This window comes from Streptomyces sp. NPDC001401 (assembly GCF_042895385.1).
Lineage (GTDB): Bacteria > Actinomycetota > Actinomycetes > Streptomycetales > Streptomycetaceae > Streptomyces.
The window spans coordinates 1236011-1252830 of record NZ_JBIAWI010000001.1; the positions used below are offsets into that span (position 1 = coordinate 1236011).

General features: G+C 67.9%; 16 protein-coding genes and 1 pseudogene. 7 read left to right on the top strand and 10 right to left on the bottom strand.

Annotation, left to right across the window (positions count from 1 at the left end):
• Nucleotides 1-14 precede the first annotated feature (14 nt).
• The 4 genes from ACFY10_RS05670 (at nucleotide 15) to ACFY10_RS05685 (ending at nucleotide 4947) form a co-directional block, all read left to right on the top strand.
• Nucleotides 15-1421: a four-carbon acid sugar kinase family protein gene (locus tag ACFY10_RS05670; RefSeq protein WP_390663751.1), complete on the top strand. Its 1407-nt coding sequence runs from the start codon at nucleotides 15-17 to the stop codon at nucleotides 1419-1421.
• Nucleotides 1421-2272 (top strand): class II fructose-bisphosphate aldolase, encoded by an 852-nt coding sequence (locus tag ACFY10_RS05675; RefSeq protein WP_390663752.1) that lies wholly within the window; start codon nucleotides 1421-1423, stop codon nucleotides 2270-2272. The genes ACFY10_RS05670 and ACFY10_RS05675 overlap by 1 nt, the downstream gene beginning before the upstream one ends.
• A gap of 282 nt (nucleotides 2273-2554) precedes the next feature.
• Complete coding sequence (locus ACFY10_RS05680) at nucleotides 2555-3502, top strand: NAD(P)-dependent oxidoreductase (RefSeq protein WP_390663753.1); 948 nt, start codon at nucleotides 2555-2557, stop codon at nucleotides 3500-3502.
• Between the two features lie 2 nt (nucleotides 3503-3504).
• Nucleotides 3505-4947, top strand: a complete 1443-nt coding sequence (locus ACFY10_RS05685) for an SLC13 family permease (RefSeq protein WP_390663754.1) — start codon at nucleotides 3505-3507, stop codon at nucleotides 4945-4947.
• A gap of 7 nt (nucleotides 4948-4954) precedes the next feature.
• Here ACFY10_RS05685 and ACFY10_RS05690 read toward each other — a convergent pair whose 3' ends face one another.
• The 6 genes from ACFY10_RS05690 to ACFY10_RS05715 form a co-directional block, all read right to left on the bottom strand.
• Nucleotides 4955-5632, bottom strand: a complete 678-nt coding sequence (locus tag ACFY10_RS05690; RefSeq protein WP_390663755.1) for a hypothetical protein — start codon at nucleotides 5630-5632, stop codon at nucleotides 4955-4957.
• Entirely contained in the window at nucleotides 5629-6042 is a 414-nt protein-coding gene (locus ACFY10_RS05695) for an acyl-CoA thioesterase (protein ID WP_390663756.1), read from the bottom strand. Before ACFY10_RS05695 ends, ACFY10_RS05690 begins: the two co-directional genes overlap by 4 nt.
• A 6-nt stretch (nucleotides 6043-6048) precedes the next feature.
• Complete coding sequence (gene ettA, locus ACFY10_RS05700) at nucleotides 6049-7713, bottom strand: energy-dependent translational throttle protein EttA (protein ID WP_390663757.1); 1665 nt, start codon at nucleotides 7711-7713, stop codon at nucleotides 6049-6051.
• A 1101-nt stretch (nucleotides 7714-8814) separates the two neighbouring features.
• Nucleotides 8815-9012, bottom strand: a complete 198-nt coding sequence (locus ACFY10_RS05705) for a hypothetical protein (RefSeq protein WP_390663758.1) — start codon at nucleotides 9010-9012, stop codon at nucleotides 8815-8817.
• A gap of 168 nt (nucleotides 9013-9180) precedes the next feature.
• Nucleotides 9181-9498 (bottom strand): hypothetical protein, encoded by a 318-nt coding sequence (locus ACFY10_RS05710; RefSeq protein WP_390663759.1) that lies wholly within the window; start codon nucleotides 9496-9498, stop codon nucleotides 9181-9183.
• 1175 nt (nucleotides 9499-10673) lie between these two features.
• Nucleotides 10674-10988, bottom strand: coding sequence for a hypothetical protein (locus tag ACFY10_RS05715; RefSeq protein ID WP_390663760.1), 315 nt, complete (start codon nucleotides 10986-10988; stop codon nucleotides 10674-10676).
• Between the two features lie 184 nt (nucleotides 10989-11172).
• Between ACFY10_RS05715 and ACFY10_RS05720 the strand changes: the two genes are divergently transcribed.
• Nucleotides 11173-11397 (top strand): hypothetical protein, encoded by a 225-nt coding sequence (locus tag ACFY10_RS05720; protein WP_390663761.1) that lies wholly within the window; start codon nucleotides 11173-11175, stop codon nucleotides 11395-11397.
• Between the two features lie 827 nt (nucleotides 11398-12224).
• Here the strand turns inward: ACFY10_RS05720 and ACFY10_RS05725 are convergent.
• Nucleotides 12225-12920, bottom strand: coding sequence for a cupin domain-containing protein (locus ACFY10_RS05725; protein WP_390663762.1), 696 nt, complete (start codon nucleotides 12918-12920; stop codon nucleotides 12225-12227).
• 114 nt (nucleotides 12921-13034) lie between these two features.
• On the opposite strand from ACFY10_RS05725, the pseudogene ACFY10_RS05730 reads away from it, so the two are divergent.
• Together ACFY10_RS05730 and ACFY10_RS05735 are read left to right on the top strand one after the other, a co-directional pair.
• A pseudogene (locus ACFY10_RS05730) lies at nucleotides 13035-13343 on the top strand (tyrosine-type recombinase/integrase); the annotation flags it as partial.
• A 353-nt stretch (nucleotides 13344-13696) separates the two neighbouring features.
• Nucleotides 13697-14278, top strand: a complete 582-nt coding sequence (locus tag ACFY10_RS05735; RefSeq protein ID WP_390663763.1) for a hypothetical protein — start codon at nucleotides 13697-13699, stop codon at nucleotides 14276-14278.
• A gap of 157 nt (nucleotides 14279-14435) precedes the next feature.
• Here the strand turns inward: ACFY10_RS05735 and ACFY10_RS05740 are convergent, their stop codons facing one another.
• From ACFY10_RS05740 to ACFY10_RS05750, 3 genes are all read right to left on the bottom strand, one after another.
• Nucleotides 14436-14732, bottom strand: a complete 297-nt coding sequence (locus tag ACFY10_RS05740) for a zinc-ribbon domain-containing protein (RefSeq protein WP_390663764.1) — start codon at nucleotides 14730-14732, stop codon at nucleotides 14436-14438.
• Between the two features lie 28 nt (nucleotides 14733-14760).
• Nucleotides 14761-15129, bottom strand: a complete 369-nt coding sequence (locus tag ACFY10_RS05745; RefSeq protein WP_390663765.1) for a hypothetical protein — start codon at nucleotides 15127-15129, stop codon at nucleotides 14761-14763.
• Between the two features lie 185 nt (nucleotides 15130-15314).
• Nucleotides 15315-16724 (bottom strand): Cys-Gln thioester bond-forming surface protein, encoded by a 1410-nt coding sequence (locus ACFY10_RS05750; protein WP_390663766.1) that lies wholly within the window; start codon nucleotides 16722-16724, stop codon nucleotides 15315-15317.
• Between the last annotated feature and the right edge of the window lie 96 nt (nucleotides 16725-16820).

Sequence of the window (16820 nt, forward strand, 5' to 3'; positions counted from 1 at the left end):
TTCCGGAGTCGGAAGTGATCCAAAATATCCCTGTAATAAGGGAAATCGACCCCGCCTCGGTGGCCGCACGCCTGACGACGGCACCCCGCCTGGCCGTGCTCGACGACGACCCGACGGGCACCCAGACCGTCAAGGACATCCCGGTCCTCACCACCTGGACCGTGGACGACCTCCGCTGGGCCCTCCGCCAATCCAGCCCCGCCTTCTTCGTCCTCACCAACACCCGCAGCCTCTCCCCGCAGGACGCCGCCACCCGCAACCGCGAAATAGCCCGCGCCCTCCACGAGGCCTCCCGGGCCGAGAACATCCCGTACGTCATCGCGTCCCGCGGAGACTCCACCCTCCGCGGCCACTTCCCCCTCGAAACGGACGTACTCGCCGAGGAGTTGAGGTCGGTGGGCGCCGCCCCCGACGGCGTGGTCCTGGTCCCCGCCTACATCGAAGCCGGCCGTCTCACGGTCGACTCGACGCACTGGATGCGCACCCCGGACGGCGACCTCCTCCCCGTGGGCGAGAGCGAGTTCGCGAAGGACGCCACCTTCGGCTACGCCTCTTCCGCCCTTCCCGACTGGGTGGAGGAGAAGACGCAGGGCCGTGTCCCCGCCGACAAGGTCCTCCGTATCACCCTCACCGACCTGCGCACCGGCGGCCCGGCACATGTGGCCGACCTGCTGGCCACCCTCCGCGACGGCGCCACGGCGGTCGTGGACGCGGTCTGCGACGACGACCTGCGCGTCCTCGCCCTCGCGCTCGTCGCGGCGGAGGAGAACGGCACCCGCCTCCTCTACCGCGTCGGCCCGTCCTTCGTCCGCGCCCGCGCGGGCCAGCCCGCCCACCCCCCGCTCACGGCCCCCGAACTCGCCCCCCTGCGCGCTCCCTCCCCGCACGGCCTGATCATCGTCGGCTCCCACGTCTCCCTGACCACCCGCCAGCTGAACAGCCTGCGCGAGCGCACCCCGGACCTCGCCGAGTACGAACTCGACGTGGCCCAACTCCTCGACCCGGCCCGCCGGGACGCCCACATCACCGAGACCGCGAGCGCCGCGGCGGCCTCGCTCGCCGGCGCCGACACGGTCATCCGCACCACCCGCACCGTCGTCACCGCCGCCGACCCGGACGAGAGCCTCGCGATCTCCCGCAGCGTCTCCGCCGCCCTGGTGGAAACGGTCCGCCGGATCACCGCCGCCCACCGCCCCGCCTTCGTCATCGCGAAGGGCGGCATCACCTCCAGCGACACCGCCACGCACGGTCTGGAGATCCGCCGGGCCTGGGCCCGAGGCACCCTGCTGCCCGGCATCGTCTCCCTGTGGCAGCCGGTCGACGGCCCGGCCGCCGGTATCCCCTACATCGTGTTCGCCGGGAACGTCGGCGGCGCCGACGCCCTCGCCGACGCCCTCGCCCTCCTGAGGAGCGCCGCCTGATGCTGCTGACCGGCCCCGACGGCCTCAAGGCCCTGACCACGGCATACGAGAACGGTCGCGCCCTCCCCGGCTTCGTCGCGTACAACCTGGAGACGGTCCAGGGCATAGTGGCCGCGGCAGAGGCGAACCCCGACCACCCAGTCCTGATCCAGGCGGGCTCGAGCCCCTTCGGACACGCGGGCCGCGAACCGTTGATGCGCCTGGCCCTGGACGCGGCGAAGGCCTCCCCGGCCCGCCTCGGTGTCCACCTCGACCACAGCCGCGACCTGGACGAGATCACCGCCTGCCTGCGGGCCGGCTACACCTCGGTCATGGTCGACGGCTCCCACCTTCCCTTCGCCGAGAACATCGCCCTGACCCGCGAGGCCGTCCACCGGGCCCGCGACCACGGCGCCTGGGTGGAGGCCGAACTGGGCGCCCTCGCAGGCGACGAGGACGTCTCCACGAACGCGACGCCGGCCGACACGACTATGACCGACCCCGCCCAGGCGGCCGAGTTCGTGGCCGAGACCGGAGTCGACGCCCTGGCAGTGGCAGTCGGCAACGTCCACGGCTTCACGGCCACTCCCGTACGCCTGGACCTGGCCCGCCTGTCCGCCATCCACACGGCGGTCTCCATCCCGCTGGTCCTCCACGGCGCCAGCGGCCTCCCCGAGCCCCAACTCCGCACCGCCCTCACCCGAGGCGTAGCCAAGATCAACGTCAACGCGGAACTCCGCCGCGCCTACCTCCGGGCGGTGGAGGCCGAACTCCCCACGGCACTCCCCGGCTCGGACGTGGTGAGCCTCTGGTCGGCGGGCCGGGATGCGGTGACGGAGGCGGCCTCCCGGATCATCACCCAACTCGCGTAGCTGCAGCAGCATTCGTACCTCGCTGCGGGCGAGTGGGGGCTGGTCGCGCAGTTCCCCGCGCCCCTAAAGAGCTGCAGCCCCGTCAACCACCATCGCTCCCCCCTGCGTAGCTGTGGGCAGTCGTGCCGCTGGGGCGGCACGGGTGGGCGCAGCGGCACCCCGCAAGCGCGGGCAAGCACCCCCACCCCACCCCAGCCCCCACTCCGGGCTCCCCACCGGACAGCAGCACCCCAAGAAACCTGCTCCCCAGAAACCCCAGTCCCCAGAAAGGCCCAACACCCCATGCACCCCCGTCCCCACACCGCAGTAATCGGCCTAGGCGCCATGGGCCTCCCTATGGCCACCCACCTGGCCGCCCACCTCCCGGTAACCGCCTACGACATCTCCGGCCCCCGCCTCACCCAACTCGCGGCAGCAGGCGGCACCCCCGCATCCACCCCCGCCCAAGCCGCCGCAAAAGCAGACACAGTCCTCCTCGCCGTACGCGACCAACACCAGGTCGATTCCGCCCTGTTCGGCAAGAACGGCGCCACAGAAACCCTCCGCCCCGGCACCACAGTCATCCTCACCAGCACAGTCGGCCCGGAGGCCGCCCGCACCACCGCCACCCGCCTCGCAGAGCACGGCGTCCTCACGGTCGACGCCCCCGTCAGCGGCGGCCCCGTGCGCGCAGGCAACGGCGACCTCCTCATCGTCGTGGGCGCCGAGGACAAGGCCCTCGACCAGGCCCGCCCGGTCCTGGACCTGCTGGCCTCCACCCTCACGGTCGTAGGAAAGAACCCCGGCGACGGCCAGTCCCTGAAGGCGATCAACCAGCTCCTCGCCGGCGTCCACATCGCCGCCGCGGCGGAGGCGATCGCCCTGGCCCGCGGCCTGGGCCTCGACCCGGCGACGGTCATCGAGAGCCTGCGCCACGGCGCCGCGGGCTCCTTCATGTTCGCCGACCGGGGCCCCCGCATGGTCGAGACGTACGAGAACGCCGCCGCCCCCGAGGTGAAGTCCCGCCTGGACATCTTCGTGAAGGACATGGGCATCGTCACCGGCATCGCGAAGGACGCCCACGTCCCGGTCCCGCTCGCCTCCGCCGCGCAGCAGCTCTACCTCCTCGGCGAAGCCGCCGGCCTGGCCGCCCACGACGACTCGTCGTTGGTCACCGTCCTCTCACCGAAGCACGACGCCTCCGCCGACTCCCCAGCCTCCCCCAACTCCCCATCCCAGAACGGAGAGTGACGATGACCCACACCACCCTGCTCCTGATTGCGGCCGCCGGTGTCGCCACCCTTCTCCTCCTGATCCTCCGCGCCAAGGTCCAGCCCTTCGTCGCCCTTGTCGTCGTCTCCATCGGGGTCGCCCTCGCGGCCGGCGTCCCGGCCGCCGACCTGGTGAAGACGATCGAGGACGGCATGGGCTCCACGCTCGGGCACATCGCCACGATCATCGCCCTGGGCGCGATGATCGGCCGGATCGTCGAACTCTCCGGCGGGGCCCAGGCGTTCGCGCACTCCCTGATCGACCGCTTCGGCTCCAGGCGCACCCCGCTGGCGCTCACGGTCGCCGGTTTCGTCCTCGGCATCCCGGTCTTCTTCGAGGTCGGCCTGATCATCCTGATGCCGATCGCGTACGGCGTCGCCCGCGCCTCCCGCAAGCCGCTCCTCGGCTACGCCCTCCCCATGGGCGCCGCGATGCTCACCGTCCACGCCTTCCTGCCGCCGCACCCGGGCGCGGTAGCCGTGTCCCAGGCCATCGGCGCCGACCAGGGCCTGGTCCTGCTGCTGGGCATCCCGGTCACCGCGGTCGTGATCTTCCTCGGCTACCTGCTCTCCCGCCGACTGACCCGCCGCGAGTACCCGATGGACCCGGCCGTGTACGCCGAGGTCTACGGCGAGGAGTCCGCACCGGAGGCCGCAGGCAGCTCAACTCCCGCCGCCAGCACGGCGGATGACGGCCACGGCACCGCCGTACTCACCAAGCCCGCCGCCACGGACACCAACCCCGGCCTCCCCGCGCCCGCCTTCGGCACCGTCCTCGCTCTGATCGTCACCCCGATCCTGCTGATCCTGGCCGGCACCCTCGGCCAGAACCTCCTGGCCGACGGCTCCGCCCTCCGCGCCGTCCTCACCGTCCTCGGCGCCCCGATGGTGGCCCTGCTGATCGACGTGGCCCTGTGTGCGTACGTCCTCGGCGCCCGCCGCGGCTGGGACCGTACGCACATCGCGAGCGTGATGGGCTCGGCCCTGCCGTCGGTGGCGATGGTGATCCTGGTGGCGGGCGCGGGCGGCGTCTTCGGCAAGGTGCTGGTGGCGAGCGGCATCGGCGACGCCATCGCCGACGTACTGGACCGCACCGGCCTGCCCGCCCTCGTCCTCGCGTTCCTGATGGCGCTGACCCTGCGCGCCGCCCAGGGCTCGACGACGGTGGCCCTGATCACCACGGCGGGCATCCTCACCCCGCTGCTGCAGCGCGCCGACCTGTCCACCGCCCAGCTCTCCCTGGTCGCGCTGGCGATGGGCGCGGGCGGCCTGTCCGTCTCGCACATCAACGACGCCGGCTACTGGATGTTCACCAAGCTGACCGGCCTGGACGTCGCGAGCGGCCTGCGCACATGGACCGTCCTGACGACCGCGATGGGCGTCATCGGCTTCGGCCTCACGGCCGCGCTCTGGCCCCTGGTCTGACGGTCGGTCAGCGGACGCTGACGTCCAACGCCCCAAGTCCCGCACGCCGTACGGCAATCGACCCGTACGGCGTGCGCAGCCGCAGCCACGCACCCGACGAGACCAGCGCGAGATCCCCCGCACCCTGAGTGGACCGCAGGAACCCGAGCGACTGTGCCGCGTGCGCGGCCCGTACCGGAAGGTGTGTGTCCCCGACCGTCCGGGACCAGATCTCCCGTCCGATGCGGTCGAGTTCGGCCCGCGTGCGCAGCTCGGGCGTCAACTCCTGTGTGCGGGACCGGAATTCGGCGACGGCCGCGCCGACCATGGCCCGCAGGGCATCGGGCGCGGGCAGCCCGGGCTCGGGTCGCCACCCGCCGCGCGGCGGAAGGACGCCCGCCCACGGCGGCCCGGTCACCGCCGCCGGAACGCCGGCCGTCGCGGCCGACTCGTCCACCGCCTCCAGGAGTTCACCGGCGGACACGGTCACGTCGAGCGTGACGTCGAGCCCGTTCTCGTACGGCTTGGCGAGCCGCACCGCGCGGATCGCCAGCACCTCGAAGGACGGCGGCCGCCCGAATACGGCGAGCGCGGTCCCGGCGGCCTGGAGGCGTACCGCTGCGCCACGGTCGTAGTGGAGCAGCCGCGAGAGGAAGGCCGCGAGGTCCGCCGCCTCCCCCTCGTCGGCAAGGTGGAGCACCGTCATGCGGCGACGGCCTCCTCCTCGGCGTCGTCCCGGTACCCCTCGAGGAACTCACGCTCCTGCGAGGTGATCCGGCGCGGCCGCTGTGTCTCGAAGTCGAACGGCACGACGACGGTCGAGGCACGTACATAGACCAGGTCGTCGTCCTTCACCTCGCAGGTGATGGTGAAGGACGCGGCCCTGATCTCGGTGATCCACAGCTCGATGTCCACCGGATCGGGCCGGTGCACCAGCTGCCGCTTGTAGTCGATCTCATGGCGCGCCACCACGGACCCCTGCTTGGACTCCTTGGCCCTGAGGGACAGGAAGTCGATACGCGCCTCCTCCAGATAGCGCAGGAACATCGCGTTGTTGACATGGCCGTACGCGTCCATGTCCGACCAGCGCAGGGGGCAACGGTAGATGTGCCGCAAGATCGATCAGCCCCGAGTCAGCTTCTTGTACGTGGCGCGGTGCGGACGCGCGGCGTCCGGTCCGAGCCGCTCGATCTTGTTCTTCTCGTACGACTCGAAGTTGCCCTCGAACCAGAACCACTTGGAGTCACCCTCGTAGGCGAGGATGTGCGTGGCGACTCGGTCGAGGAACCACCGGTCGTGGGAGACGACCACGGCCGCGCCCGGGAACTCGAGCAGCGCGTTCTCGAGGCTCGACAGGGTCTCGACGTCGAGGTCGTTCGTCGGCTCGTCGAGGAGCAGCAGGTTGCCGCCCTGCTTGAGGGTGAGCGCCAGGTTCAGCCGGTTGCGCTCACCACCGGAGAGGACACCGGCCGGCTTCTGCTGGTCGGGGCCCTTGAAGCCGAAGGCGGAGACGTAGGCCCGCGAGGGCATCTCGACCTGGCCCACGTTGATGTAGTCCAGCTCGTCCGAGACGACGGCCCAGAGGCTCTTCTTCGGGTCGATGTTCTCGCGGCTCTGGTCGACGTACGAGATCTTGACGGTGTCGCCGACCTTGATCGAACCGGAGTCGGGCGTCTCCAGACCCTGGATCATCTTGAAGAGCGTGGTCTTGCCGGCGCCGTTCGGGCCGATCACACCGACGATGCCGTTGCGCGGCAGCGTGAAGCTGAGGTTGTCGATGAGGACCTTGTCCCCGAAGGCCTTGCTGAGGTTGTCGACCTCGACGACCACGTTGCCCAGCCGCGGGCCCGGCGGGATCTGGATCTCCTCGAAGTCCAGCTTCCGCATCTTGTCCGCCTCGGCGGCCATCTCCTCGTAGCGGGACAGACGCGCCTTGGACTTGGCCTGCCGCCCCTTGGCGTTGGAGCGGACCCACTCGAGCTCTTCCTTGAGCCTCTTCGCCCGCTTGGCGTCCTTCTGCCCCTCGACCTTGAGGCGGGAGGCCTTCTTGTCGAGGTACGTGGAGTAGTTGCCCTCGTACGGGTGGGCGCGGCCGCGGTCCAGCTCGAGGATCCACTCGGCGACGTTGTCGAGGAAGTACCGGTCGTGGGTGACGGCGACGACGGTGCCCGCGTACTTCGCGAGGTGCTGCTCCAGCCACTGCACGGACTCGGCGTCCAGGTGGTTGGTGGGCTCGTCGAGCAGCAGCAGGTCGGGAGCTTCGAGGAGCAGCTTGCAGAGGGCGACGCGACGCCGCTCACCACCGGAGAGGTTGGTGACGGGCCAGTCGCCGGGCGGGCAGCCCAGGGCGTCCATGGCCTGCTCCAGCTGCGTGTCCAGGTCCCACGCGTTGGCGTGGTCCAGGTCGTCCTGGAGCTTGCCCATCTCCTCCATGAGCGCGTCCGAGTAGTCGGTCGCCATGAGCTCGGCGACCTCGTTGAAGCGCTTGAGCTTGCCCATGATCTCGGCGGCGCCGTCCTGCACGTTCTCCAGCACCGTCTTGGACTCGTCGAGCGGCGGCTCCTGGAGGAGCATGCCGACGGAGTAGCCCGGCGACAGGAAGGCGTCACCGTTGGACGGCTGCTCGAGTCCGGCCATGATCTTGAGAACGGTGGACTTACCGGCACCGTTCGGACCGACCACACCGATCTTCGCGCCGGGCAGGAAGCTCAGCGTCACGTCGTCAAGGATCACCTTGTCGCCGTGCGCCTTACGCGTCTTGCGCATGGTGTAGATGTACTCAGCCAAGAGAAACCGTCCGGCAGCTTGAATTCTGGCAGTGGGCAGATACACCCCATCTTGCCTGAGGTCCAGCCTTGGGTGGTAACCCATATGGCCGGGGGCCTGTGACCTGGGGTTTCGTCGGTGACGGCTGAACCTCGATTGTCACTCCCGGTCGTCGTTGGTCGGCCTCGGGCACCCTCGCACGGCCCAGAGACGGCCCAGCATCGGGACTGCTCACTCAAGAGGCTGGGCCGCCACCCTCAGCTGCTGGCTGTAGAGCCAAGTGAAGGTGCGGTCAGGTTCGAGATGGGCGTCTCCCCAGGGGATGACGTGGATGCCGTTCTCCGGGTCTGCCGTGAAGAAGAGACACACGAGCTTCGTGGAGGCACCCAGGGCCTCGAAGGTCTCGTGCAGTTCCTCGTACTCGTCTGTTGTGAGCTCGTCGTCAATGTGAGCTCGTCGTCAATGGGAAAGAGGCCGTCCTGCGGCTCTGGCCCGTGACTCAGGAGCATCCGACGGCGCGTAGGGGAAGCGTTGGCCGCCAGCCACGCACGTTCGAGGGGCTTGGGGCGATCGGCGTACTTAAAGGGGAAGAGAGCGTGGTCGTTGATGACTGCGTACTCGTACCCGTGCACGTCACGTACGGCCTCGTCCAGCTCACGAGCCGTATCCGCGAGGTTCTCGCGCACGGCCTCGGCCAGGGTGACGCCGTAAGGGCTGCGTTTCTTCAGCCTCGCGGTGAGGTGAACGGCATGAGCCCTGGCGTGGGCCCTCGCCAGCTGCTCTGGGATCGCTTCGACGAGCTTGCCGGCATGCCGCCCAAACCGCTGCACTTCCCAGTCCGACGGATCATCGTGATTACCACTCAGCACGGACATGCAGAATCCCCCTCCCCCAGTCACCCCGCCTACTCACTGTGTGACACGTGCATGAAGCATCAACAAGGGAGCCGAGATGGCCATACGGCGTGGAGAGCCTGCTCCGTACACCGACAGACTCGGAGCGAGGGCTTAGAAGGCGCTTGGCGTGTTCGCCTGGGATCGGTCGCTGAGCTGGGCAGCTACCCGTTCCGCTGGCAGCTCGTCACCTGACGTCGACACACATTCGACACGGCTCGGAGCCGGTTCACGGCCGCCGGTAAGCAGAGGGGGCGACACCCGCTTCTGGCTTCCTGCTGAACGACACGTAGGCAGCGTGCTCAGGGTCTCCCACCTGCACGAGGGCGAAGAGAGCAAGGTCATGATTCGCGAACCTGTGGAGGTACTGGAGGAACAGCTCCAACTCGTCGTCCGACAGCCGCTCATCGTGCCGCTCGTTGCGCATGCGGTCACGATACGAGCCGAGGGAACCTTGACGTGGAGCTGCCCTGCTAGCGGTTGATGGGGCCTTTCGGTCCCAGACGTATGTGCATGTCAACGCCTCATGGTTGAGCGGTGGGCGATCCACACTCCACAAATAGTCCACTGACGGTCACGATGGTTGACCCACCTTTCACTTCGCGTCGCGGATGGTCTGCTCGAACGCCCGATCCATGTCCCACAGGGGTTCCCAGGTGACGTGAGCCACGTGGCCGTAGGTCTGGTTGTGGAACGCCTGGTAGCCCCCGAAGGCCTCCGGATCCTCGACTTCGATCAGCACGTACCCGCCCCATCCGGTTCCGTACGTCTGGTGGTGCGTCACGCCGCTGCTGGCGTCACCCCAGTTTCCCGTCCGGGCGAACGCCTTGAAGCCTTCGCCCCATGCGTGATCGAGTGCGGCCTTGTCGACGCCCTCGGCATAGACGAAACGCTGAAGATACATCTGACCCATCGGTTTCCTCCTGCAACGCAGAGGGGCAGCCCTTGCGCATCGGCTCTCGTTGATCGCAAGATAGCGGCCATTTGTCTACATTCCGCTGATAGCACCTGGTTGAGGGCGTGTCAGGTCTACAGCGCTCCGGTGCGTATGGCTTGGAGGAGGTGGGCGAGCGGTGCGGGTGGTGGCCGTCCGGAGGGTGCGCGCTGGTACGAGGTCGGCGGACTCCCAATGGCTGAGTCAAGCCGTCACATCGACGGACGCCCCTCGATGCGAGCTATGGGCGCGACGGTTGCTGTACCGCGCTGCTGTACGGCAGGAAGGTTCTGCTTGGATCAGTCCATGATTTCTGTTGGTGCACCGGACGAGACACGAGAGAAAGCAGAGCTCGCGGTCTGGTTCGGCGGGGCCTCCTTGGCGTGCTGGCTCTGCTGCCCGTTCTGGATACTGGTCAGCTTCGTCTCGCTACCCCTGGCATTCGTCGGCCTTGTGCGGGCCTGTATCGAGTACCACGCATCAAAGTCGGGGCGAGCGAATAGGACGCGAGCTTTGGTGGGGGCCGGGTTGTCCCTCCTGGGGGCATCAGCGGCGATCACCTACATGATCTTTCTGGCCAACCATCCTGATCTCCCCGTCCAGGAGTAGCGGGCGAATAGCCACCGCTTTAGGAGCGAGGTGAGGCGAGTGCCGCTCTGACCTGCCAACCGCCCACGTAGGCGGACTGGCGGTTAGCCACCCGTCGGCCACTCCCGTTTCCCGTGGCTCCCCGCTGTATCTGGCACGGATGTGGCACAGGGAACTTCTGATCCGTAGCTAAGAACGGATCGATCATCCAGAGTCATTACGGCCGCTTTCGGGCCGCTGTCGACTTCATGGCGGGCGCTGTCGTTTGCTGTCGCTGCTGTACTTCACTGCTGTACGGAGGGGGCGTGCGCCTCATCATCACCAGAACCACCAGTGGGGTAAGTGCCCTTGACCTGCCGTGGTGGTACTTGTCTCGGTTGCTGGTCCAGGGCGGGGGAGCCCGTAGAGGCCATGATCCTATTGTCCGCCTGGCGCGTGGTTGCAGCCGACGGCAATGAAAGCCGACCGAATTCTGATTAATGCCGAAATCTGAGTAAGTGAGGGTAGTCGTGGGGGTGCTGCTCTCGTACCTGGTCCTTTTCCTTATTGAATGCGGCTTGATGGCGCTACAGATTGTCGGCGCGTTCCTGCTCATGTTGAGTACCGCTCTGTTTATCCGGCGCTTCGCTATTGCCCGCAAGCGTCGACCCGATGGCCACTGCCTGAAAGCGACGCCAGTGGCACCATATGCGCTTGGCGGCATCGGCATTTGCTTGCTGGTTCCGACTTCGGCAGCGCTCTTCATCGGGAACAAGTTGGGCATTTTTGAAACCTGGGCGATATAGGCCGAAACCGCTGTGCTCTGCGGGGGCATCGTCGGCCTGTCGAGGCTGATAGCGGTAGGCTGCGGACGCGGTGGTTGCTGCACCTTGCTGCTGCACATCACCAGTTTGGAAGATCGGGTAAACCGATGATCGCTGAGCTGGGCCGTTGATGGTCTGGGGTTATGTGAAACCTGGCCTGCAAGTCCCCGCTGTTCCCCATTGGTGCTCGCTGGTTCGGGCACGTGGGGGACATGCCCATGGTGAGCCGTGTCTGGTGATTGTCATGGTCGTTGGAGCGAGCATGCGAAAGATCATCATGACCGCCACGCTGGCCGTGGCTGCTGTCGCCATGGCAGTTCCTGCTCATGCGGACAACAAGTCGACCCCCCACTGGACCTTCGCGCCGGGATCCATCTGCGGGTTCGAAGGGGCAGAGGTGTCGGTGCTGCCTATTCTGACCGACTTCATTCCGATCCACTCCAACAACTGCCCGAACGGCAACGTGCTCAATTACCCGACGATCTAGGTCGAACGGTCCCCTCAACCCACCACTCTCCCCAACTCCCATCCCGTCCGCCGTCGCCCCACACACCGTGGAGCGGGCGTGGTGCATGGCGTCCAAGTGGAGCGCGCCACTGTACGAACGACCTGGACGCCATGGGCCGCGTCTGCTCGGCTCTGCCTGGGTCGATGGTGGACGGGATGGGAGCTCCCCACGCACACCACCACGGAGCCGCGGCCGGGAACGGTGCCGCCTCCATCCCGGTGTCGGCCGATCCCCCGCCGGAGGCATTGCCTTGACGGTGGCTGCTCCATGAGGTGATCGACTCATGGCCGCTTTCGCTGTCCGGCCGGTGGCCTGGTGCGGGATAGGCGGGCCGTTCGAACGCCCGCGTATCTGGCAGCGTTGGTCCGTGTGCCGTCGCCACCACGATCCGGCCTCTATCGGTAACACAAAGCGTCTTTGACCTGCATTGTTGGGGATCATCGTTCGCCCCCGTGCCCGTATTTGGCCGCCGCGCTTGGCCCTGAAACGAGGGCGTTGGGGTCCAGCTGCTGTTGGTCTTTTCCATTCCTGAGGCCGGATCGTGGTGGCGGCGGCATGCGGGCCGACGCGGTCGTTGATGCGCTTGGGCGGAGTCTGCGGCCCGAAGATGGCAAGCGCCGTCGGCCGCCGGTCGAGCGAGCGCAGCGAGCCTTGATGAAGTAGGGAAACTCTGTCCGCGCTCGGCTACGCGGCGGCTGTCTTGTCTCGGTTGATGCTTGACGTTGTGGCCTCACTTGATGCTTGACACCGCTTGCCTCGGCTTGGCTGTGCGCGTCTGATCAGTGTGCGTGGGAGAGCTGGGGTAGCTACTCACCGAGAAGCTTGAGCTGGTACCTGTCGGTGAGTTCAGCGACCCACTCGTCGGAGAACCCGAGACCGTACTGCTCGCCTAGCTCGGCCCGGCGCTGGATGAACTCGGCAGGATCAGCAGCCGTCTCGCTGACCGTGCCCAGCGCGTCGAAGAACCGCTCGAAGCCTGCGGGGGAGATAATTTCCAGGAGCCTCGCCGGTTCCGGTCCAGCGTTCCAGAAGGTATGCAGGATCCCTCGCGGCTTGAGGATGTAGGAGCCCGGACCTGCCGTGGCCTCCTGGTCGCCCACCCGTGCACCGACCCTGCCCTGCAGGACGTACGAGAACTCGTCCTCGCGGCTGTGTACATGCGGCGGTATGAGGCGGCCCGGCTCGATGGGGTGCTCGACGATCGAGAACTGGTTGCCGGTCTCCTCACCCCAGATCTTGAAGTCGACTCCTATGCCCGCCAGCCAGATCGACTTGCCCTCATCCGGTTCGACGACGATGCGGAGAGCCCCCATAACGGCCTCCCAGGTGTCGCTTTCGCTGTCTTCTGCAACTCTATGACCGATTCCTAGGAGACGCCCGACAGGCCGGCCACAATCAACTCCAACGAGAATCGCGTCTTCCACGGCGAAGCGCTGGGCACCACCATGTTCCGCACCACGACGAAGGAGGTGGTGATGCGCCCCTCCGGTGAGTACACCCACCGAAAGATCGTCTAGGGCAGGCCTCAAGCATCACCCGACGCCAATCCGTCAACCATCAACTGAGACTCGACACGGCTACGCGGCGGCCGGTGTCGATCTACGATCCGGAGTTGCCGGTCATGGAAGCCCGCGTTGGCCTCCGCCGGCATCATCCCTGCGCCCAAGAAGGGGCAACGGCACGCGGCGGCACGGGAACACGGCATGCACGCCCTTCGGCACTTCTGCGCCTCGGTCCTCCTGGACGCCGGAGAGAACATCAAGGCCCTGAGCCTCTACCTCGGTCACAGCGATCCGGGGTTCACGCTCCGCGTCTACACGCACCTGATGCCGTCCAGCGAGACCCGGACCCGGAAAGCCATCTCCTCGATGTACCAGGCCGCCGGTCACGCTCATGATGGTCCAGGAACGGCCCAAGCCGCCTGACACGGCCCCTCATCGGCAGGAAACCCGCTGGTGAGGGGCCTTTTCTTGCCCTCTGGCGGCAATTAACCAGTGCCTGACGTCCACCCCGCGATGGACGCGTATGGCCGATCACCTCTGACCTGGACGGCTGTGCCTCGTCTGTCGATACCGGTTGTCGTCCACCACCCTCGGGTCCCCTGGTGCACCAGAGGCGATTGGCGACCGGTGGAGTGGCTGTTCTGTCCGACCGGGTGACGCGGCGCCGCGCGAACGGGTGATTCAGGCGGTTTTCCCGTTGTCGGATGGAAGGGAAAAGGTGGCATTTTTGCGCGAATGAGGCGCATGAGCATCAGGGAGGAATCATGCCGATACAAATGGCCGCGCTCGCGCGCGGCAGTGCGGTGCTGGTCACCGCCGCGGCGACCGCCGCCATGCTGAGTGCCCCTGCCGAAAGCATCGAAGCCAACGACGGGCGGACAAACGGCGGGCGGGCGAGCGAGACCAGGCAGATCGCGTCCTCGGTCCTTGACGCGGACGAGAATGTCAAGTTCACCCTGACCGCGATTCGGTCCACCGTCGACCCGCTGAAGGCCTCCGTCCGCCTGAAAGCCTTCGTTCGGCAGCACGGCCGGTTCGTACTGTCGGACGAGGTACAGGTCGGCGCGGCGGACGGCTGGTTCTGGTTCCCGGTCACCGGGCGGGGCGCGATCTGCGAGTTCTCGACGGCGAGCACCAACCCCGCACCCGTTGCCGCGAGCCTGCTGATCACCCCGTCGATCGGATGCTCGCTCCCCGAGCGTTTCGAGCTGCGGGACGGGAAGTTCGAGGCCGACGGCCAGAGCGCGCGGGCCCCGCGCGGCGGAGTAAGCGCCGGTGGTGGCGGCATGGCCGGAAAGACCGCCGCTCAGGGCGCGGTTGAGCGGGGCGACAGCCCAGAGACGGCCCAAGCCGCCTGACACGGCCCCTCATCGGCAGGAAACCGCTGGTGAGGGGCTGTTTCATGCCCTCCGGCGGCAAGTAGCACCCCGTCTTGCCTGAGGTCCAGCCTTGGGTGGTAACCCATATGGCCGGGGGCCTGTGACCTAGGGTTTCGCTGTCGGCCTCGGCGGTCGCTCAGGCTCCGGGGTGCTGGTGCGGCTGCTGCGGCTGGCCGTATGCCTGACCGCCGGGAGTGCCTACGGCTTGTGCCTGGAGCTGCTCGGCCTGTTCCTCGGTCAGCTTCTGCTCCGTGCCGCAGAAGGTGCACTGTGTCGCGTACTTCGTCGAGATGGGGAACAGCGGCACGAAGAACAGCGTGAACTTCGTGACGCGCTTCCTGAGCGTGTGCGCGGCAGGGTTGCCGCAGCCTCCGCACACCAGCGTGAGTATCGCGAGCTGGTACAGGTATCCCTTGGTGCCAAAGACGATCACGAGGTCGGTCCTTCTCGAGTGGTCACTGTCAGTGGTCGCCGTTCGTCCTCGGGAGCCGCTGAGCCAGCAGCAGAGCAGTCACGGCCGTCACCCCCACCACCCCGGCCGAGCGGAACGCGCGGGAGGAACGCCAGGACAGTACCGACCACCGGGACTGCGCGGACAGCAGTGATCCCGTGCTCAGCCATGATCCGGCGGAGATCAGCGACAGCGCCGAACCGATCGATCCGACGGAGAGCGCGCTCCCGATCGAGGCGACGGACAGGGCCGAGCCGACGGACCCGATGGACAGCACCGACCCCACCGAGCCGATCGACAGCACCGAGTCCTGCGACCACAGGGACAGCACCGAGCCCGTGGAGGGGCGCTGCCCCGGCGATACGGATGACTTCGTCATGAGGCCATCCTGCCCATCGATCGCGCGGGTCTCCACCGTGTAGTCCTCTTCGCGCTTGGACCAGGCGACGCGGGCGGTGATCCGGTCTTCGCCCTCGCGGTCTCTCGGCCATCTCGGGACACCGGTTCCTCCGGGGGCACACGGCGCGGGTCACGGGACCCGCGCCGGACGAAGGCGACGAAGGCTCAGTCCTGCGTCGGTGCGTCCTTCTTTCCTACGAGCACCAGGGCCGCGCCGCCGATCACCACGAGGGCGATGGCGATGCCCGCGATCAGCGGCGTTGTGCTGGAGCCGCCGGTCGCGGCGAGGTTGGTGTCGTCGGCCGTGCCGCCCACCGTGGCGGGGCTCGGTTCGCTGAGGATCTGGGTTGCGTTGCCGCCCTCGGCGCCCTGTGTCTTGCAGTCGAGGATGCCGGTGAAGCGCTTCTCGAGGCCGCCCGGTCCCGTGATCGTGAAGTCGTACGGCTGGTCTTCCTGCAGCGGGATCGTCACCGTGCGGGACTCCCCTGCCGGGATGCTGTGCTCGGCCCCCATCAGCTCGAAGGTGAACGCCTCGTCACCCTGGTTGGCAGCGGTGATGTCGACACCGCTCCTGGCGCAGTTCTTCGCCGCGGACAGTGCCGGTATCGCCCCCTTCTTCGCCCAGGTCGCGCCGGCCGCCGCCGAGACCGTGGACTCGCTGGAGCCGGCCAGGATCTGCGTCTGGCTGCGGGTCTCGGAGGCGAAGGCGCGGCCCACCGGCACGGTGGTCGAGGCCTGCACGGTGATCTCGGCCGAGCCGGCGGCGGCACCCTCGGGCACGTCGAAGAAGACCTGGCTGCCGTTGACCGCGGAGGTGAGGGGCTTGCCGTCCTTGCCGACGATCCGCACCCCGCTGGTCGCCGCGTCCGCCGGCGGCGTCACGGTCACGCCCGCCGCGTTGGTGTGCACGGTCACCGGGCCGAGCAGCTCGCCGGGGTGGCCGGAGACCGCGGGCGGGTCCAGCGTCAGCGACGCCTGGGGCTCCGCCACGCCGACCGCGCTCTTCTCCAGGTAGTCCGCGAGCTTCTCGGCCTGCGGGTCGACGGCGTCGACGTCGGCGTCGTCCGAGTAGCGCCAGATGGCCACCTGGGTGCCGGCCGCCGCGTCCTGCTCGGTCAGACCGCCCTGGACGCCCGCCTTCGCCGCGAGCGTCGCGAGGTCGTTGACCTGCGGGTAGGAGTTCTGCAGGATCCAGCGGATCCTGCCGGCGTTCTTGTTGGCGCCCAGCGAGGTGCCGCTCCAGGCGGTCTCGTGGTACTGGGCATCCCGCTGTGTGGGGTTGTGGATGTCGACGCAGTACGTCTGGAGGGTGCCGCCGCCGTCCACGGACATCTCGAACAGGCCGGCCGAGACCTGCTGGTCCCCGGTGTCCTCGTGGATCACGGCGGCGCCGTACGTCTTGAGGCCGCCTATGGTGGCGGTCGCCCCACCCTGGCTCTGTGTCGTCTCCTCCGCGGTGGCAGTACCGGCTCCGGTGAGCACCCCGACGGCCACGAGCCCGGACACCAACGTCGCGGCGGCGAGGCGCACGGCCCCTCGCCTGCGCGCGGACAGCGCAGAGAAAGAAGAAAACACCAAATTCCCCTTCGAGCAGGACCATTGACGTGGGGGTGTGGTCCCACCAGCAGAATCAGAAGCCCCGAGAGCTATGCCCGGCATCCTAAGGACGCG

Excerpts from the sequence above, each read along its gene's own strand:
- ACFY10_RS05675 (WP_390663752.1), top strand. The coding sequence starts at position 1,421 with ATGCTGCTGACCGGCCCCGACGGCCTCAAGGCCCTGACCACGGCATAC.
- ACFY10_RS05680 (WP_390663753.1), top strand. The coding sequence starts at position 2,555 with ATGCACCCCCGTCCCCACACCGCAGTAATCGGCCTAGGCGCCATGGGC.
- ACFY10_RS05685 (WP_390663754.1), top strand. The coding sequence starts at position 3,505 with ATGACCCACACCACCCTGCTCCTGATTGCGGCCGCCGGTGTCGCCACC.
- ACFY10_RS05690 (WP_390663755.1), bottom strand. The coding sequence starts at position 5,632 with ATGACGGTGCTCCACCTTGCCGACGAGGGGGAGGCGGCGGACCTCGCG.
- ACFY10_RS05705 (WP_390663758.1), bottom strand. The coding sequence starts at position 9,012 with ATGCGCAACGAGCGGCACGATGAGCGGCTGTCGGACGACGAGTTGGAG.
- ACFY10_RS05710 (WP_390663759.1), bottom strand. The coding sequence starts at position 9,498 with ATGGGTCAGATGTATCTTCAGCGTTTCGTCTATGCCGAGGGCGTCGAC.
- ACFY10_RS05720 (WP_390663761.1), top strand. The coding sequence starts at position 11,173 with ATGCGAAAGATCATCATGACCGCCACGCTGGCCGTGGCTGCTGTCGCC.
- ACFY10_RS05735 (WP_390663763.1), top strand. The coding sequence starts at position 13,697 with ATGGCCGCGCTCGCGCGCGGCAGTGCGGTGCTGGTCACCGCCGCGGCG.
- ACFY10_RS05745 (WP_390663765.1), bottom strand. The coding sequence starts at position 15,129 with ATGACGAAGTCATCCGTATCGCCGGGGCAGCGCCCCTCCACGGGCTCG.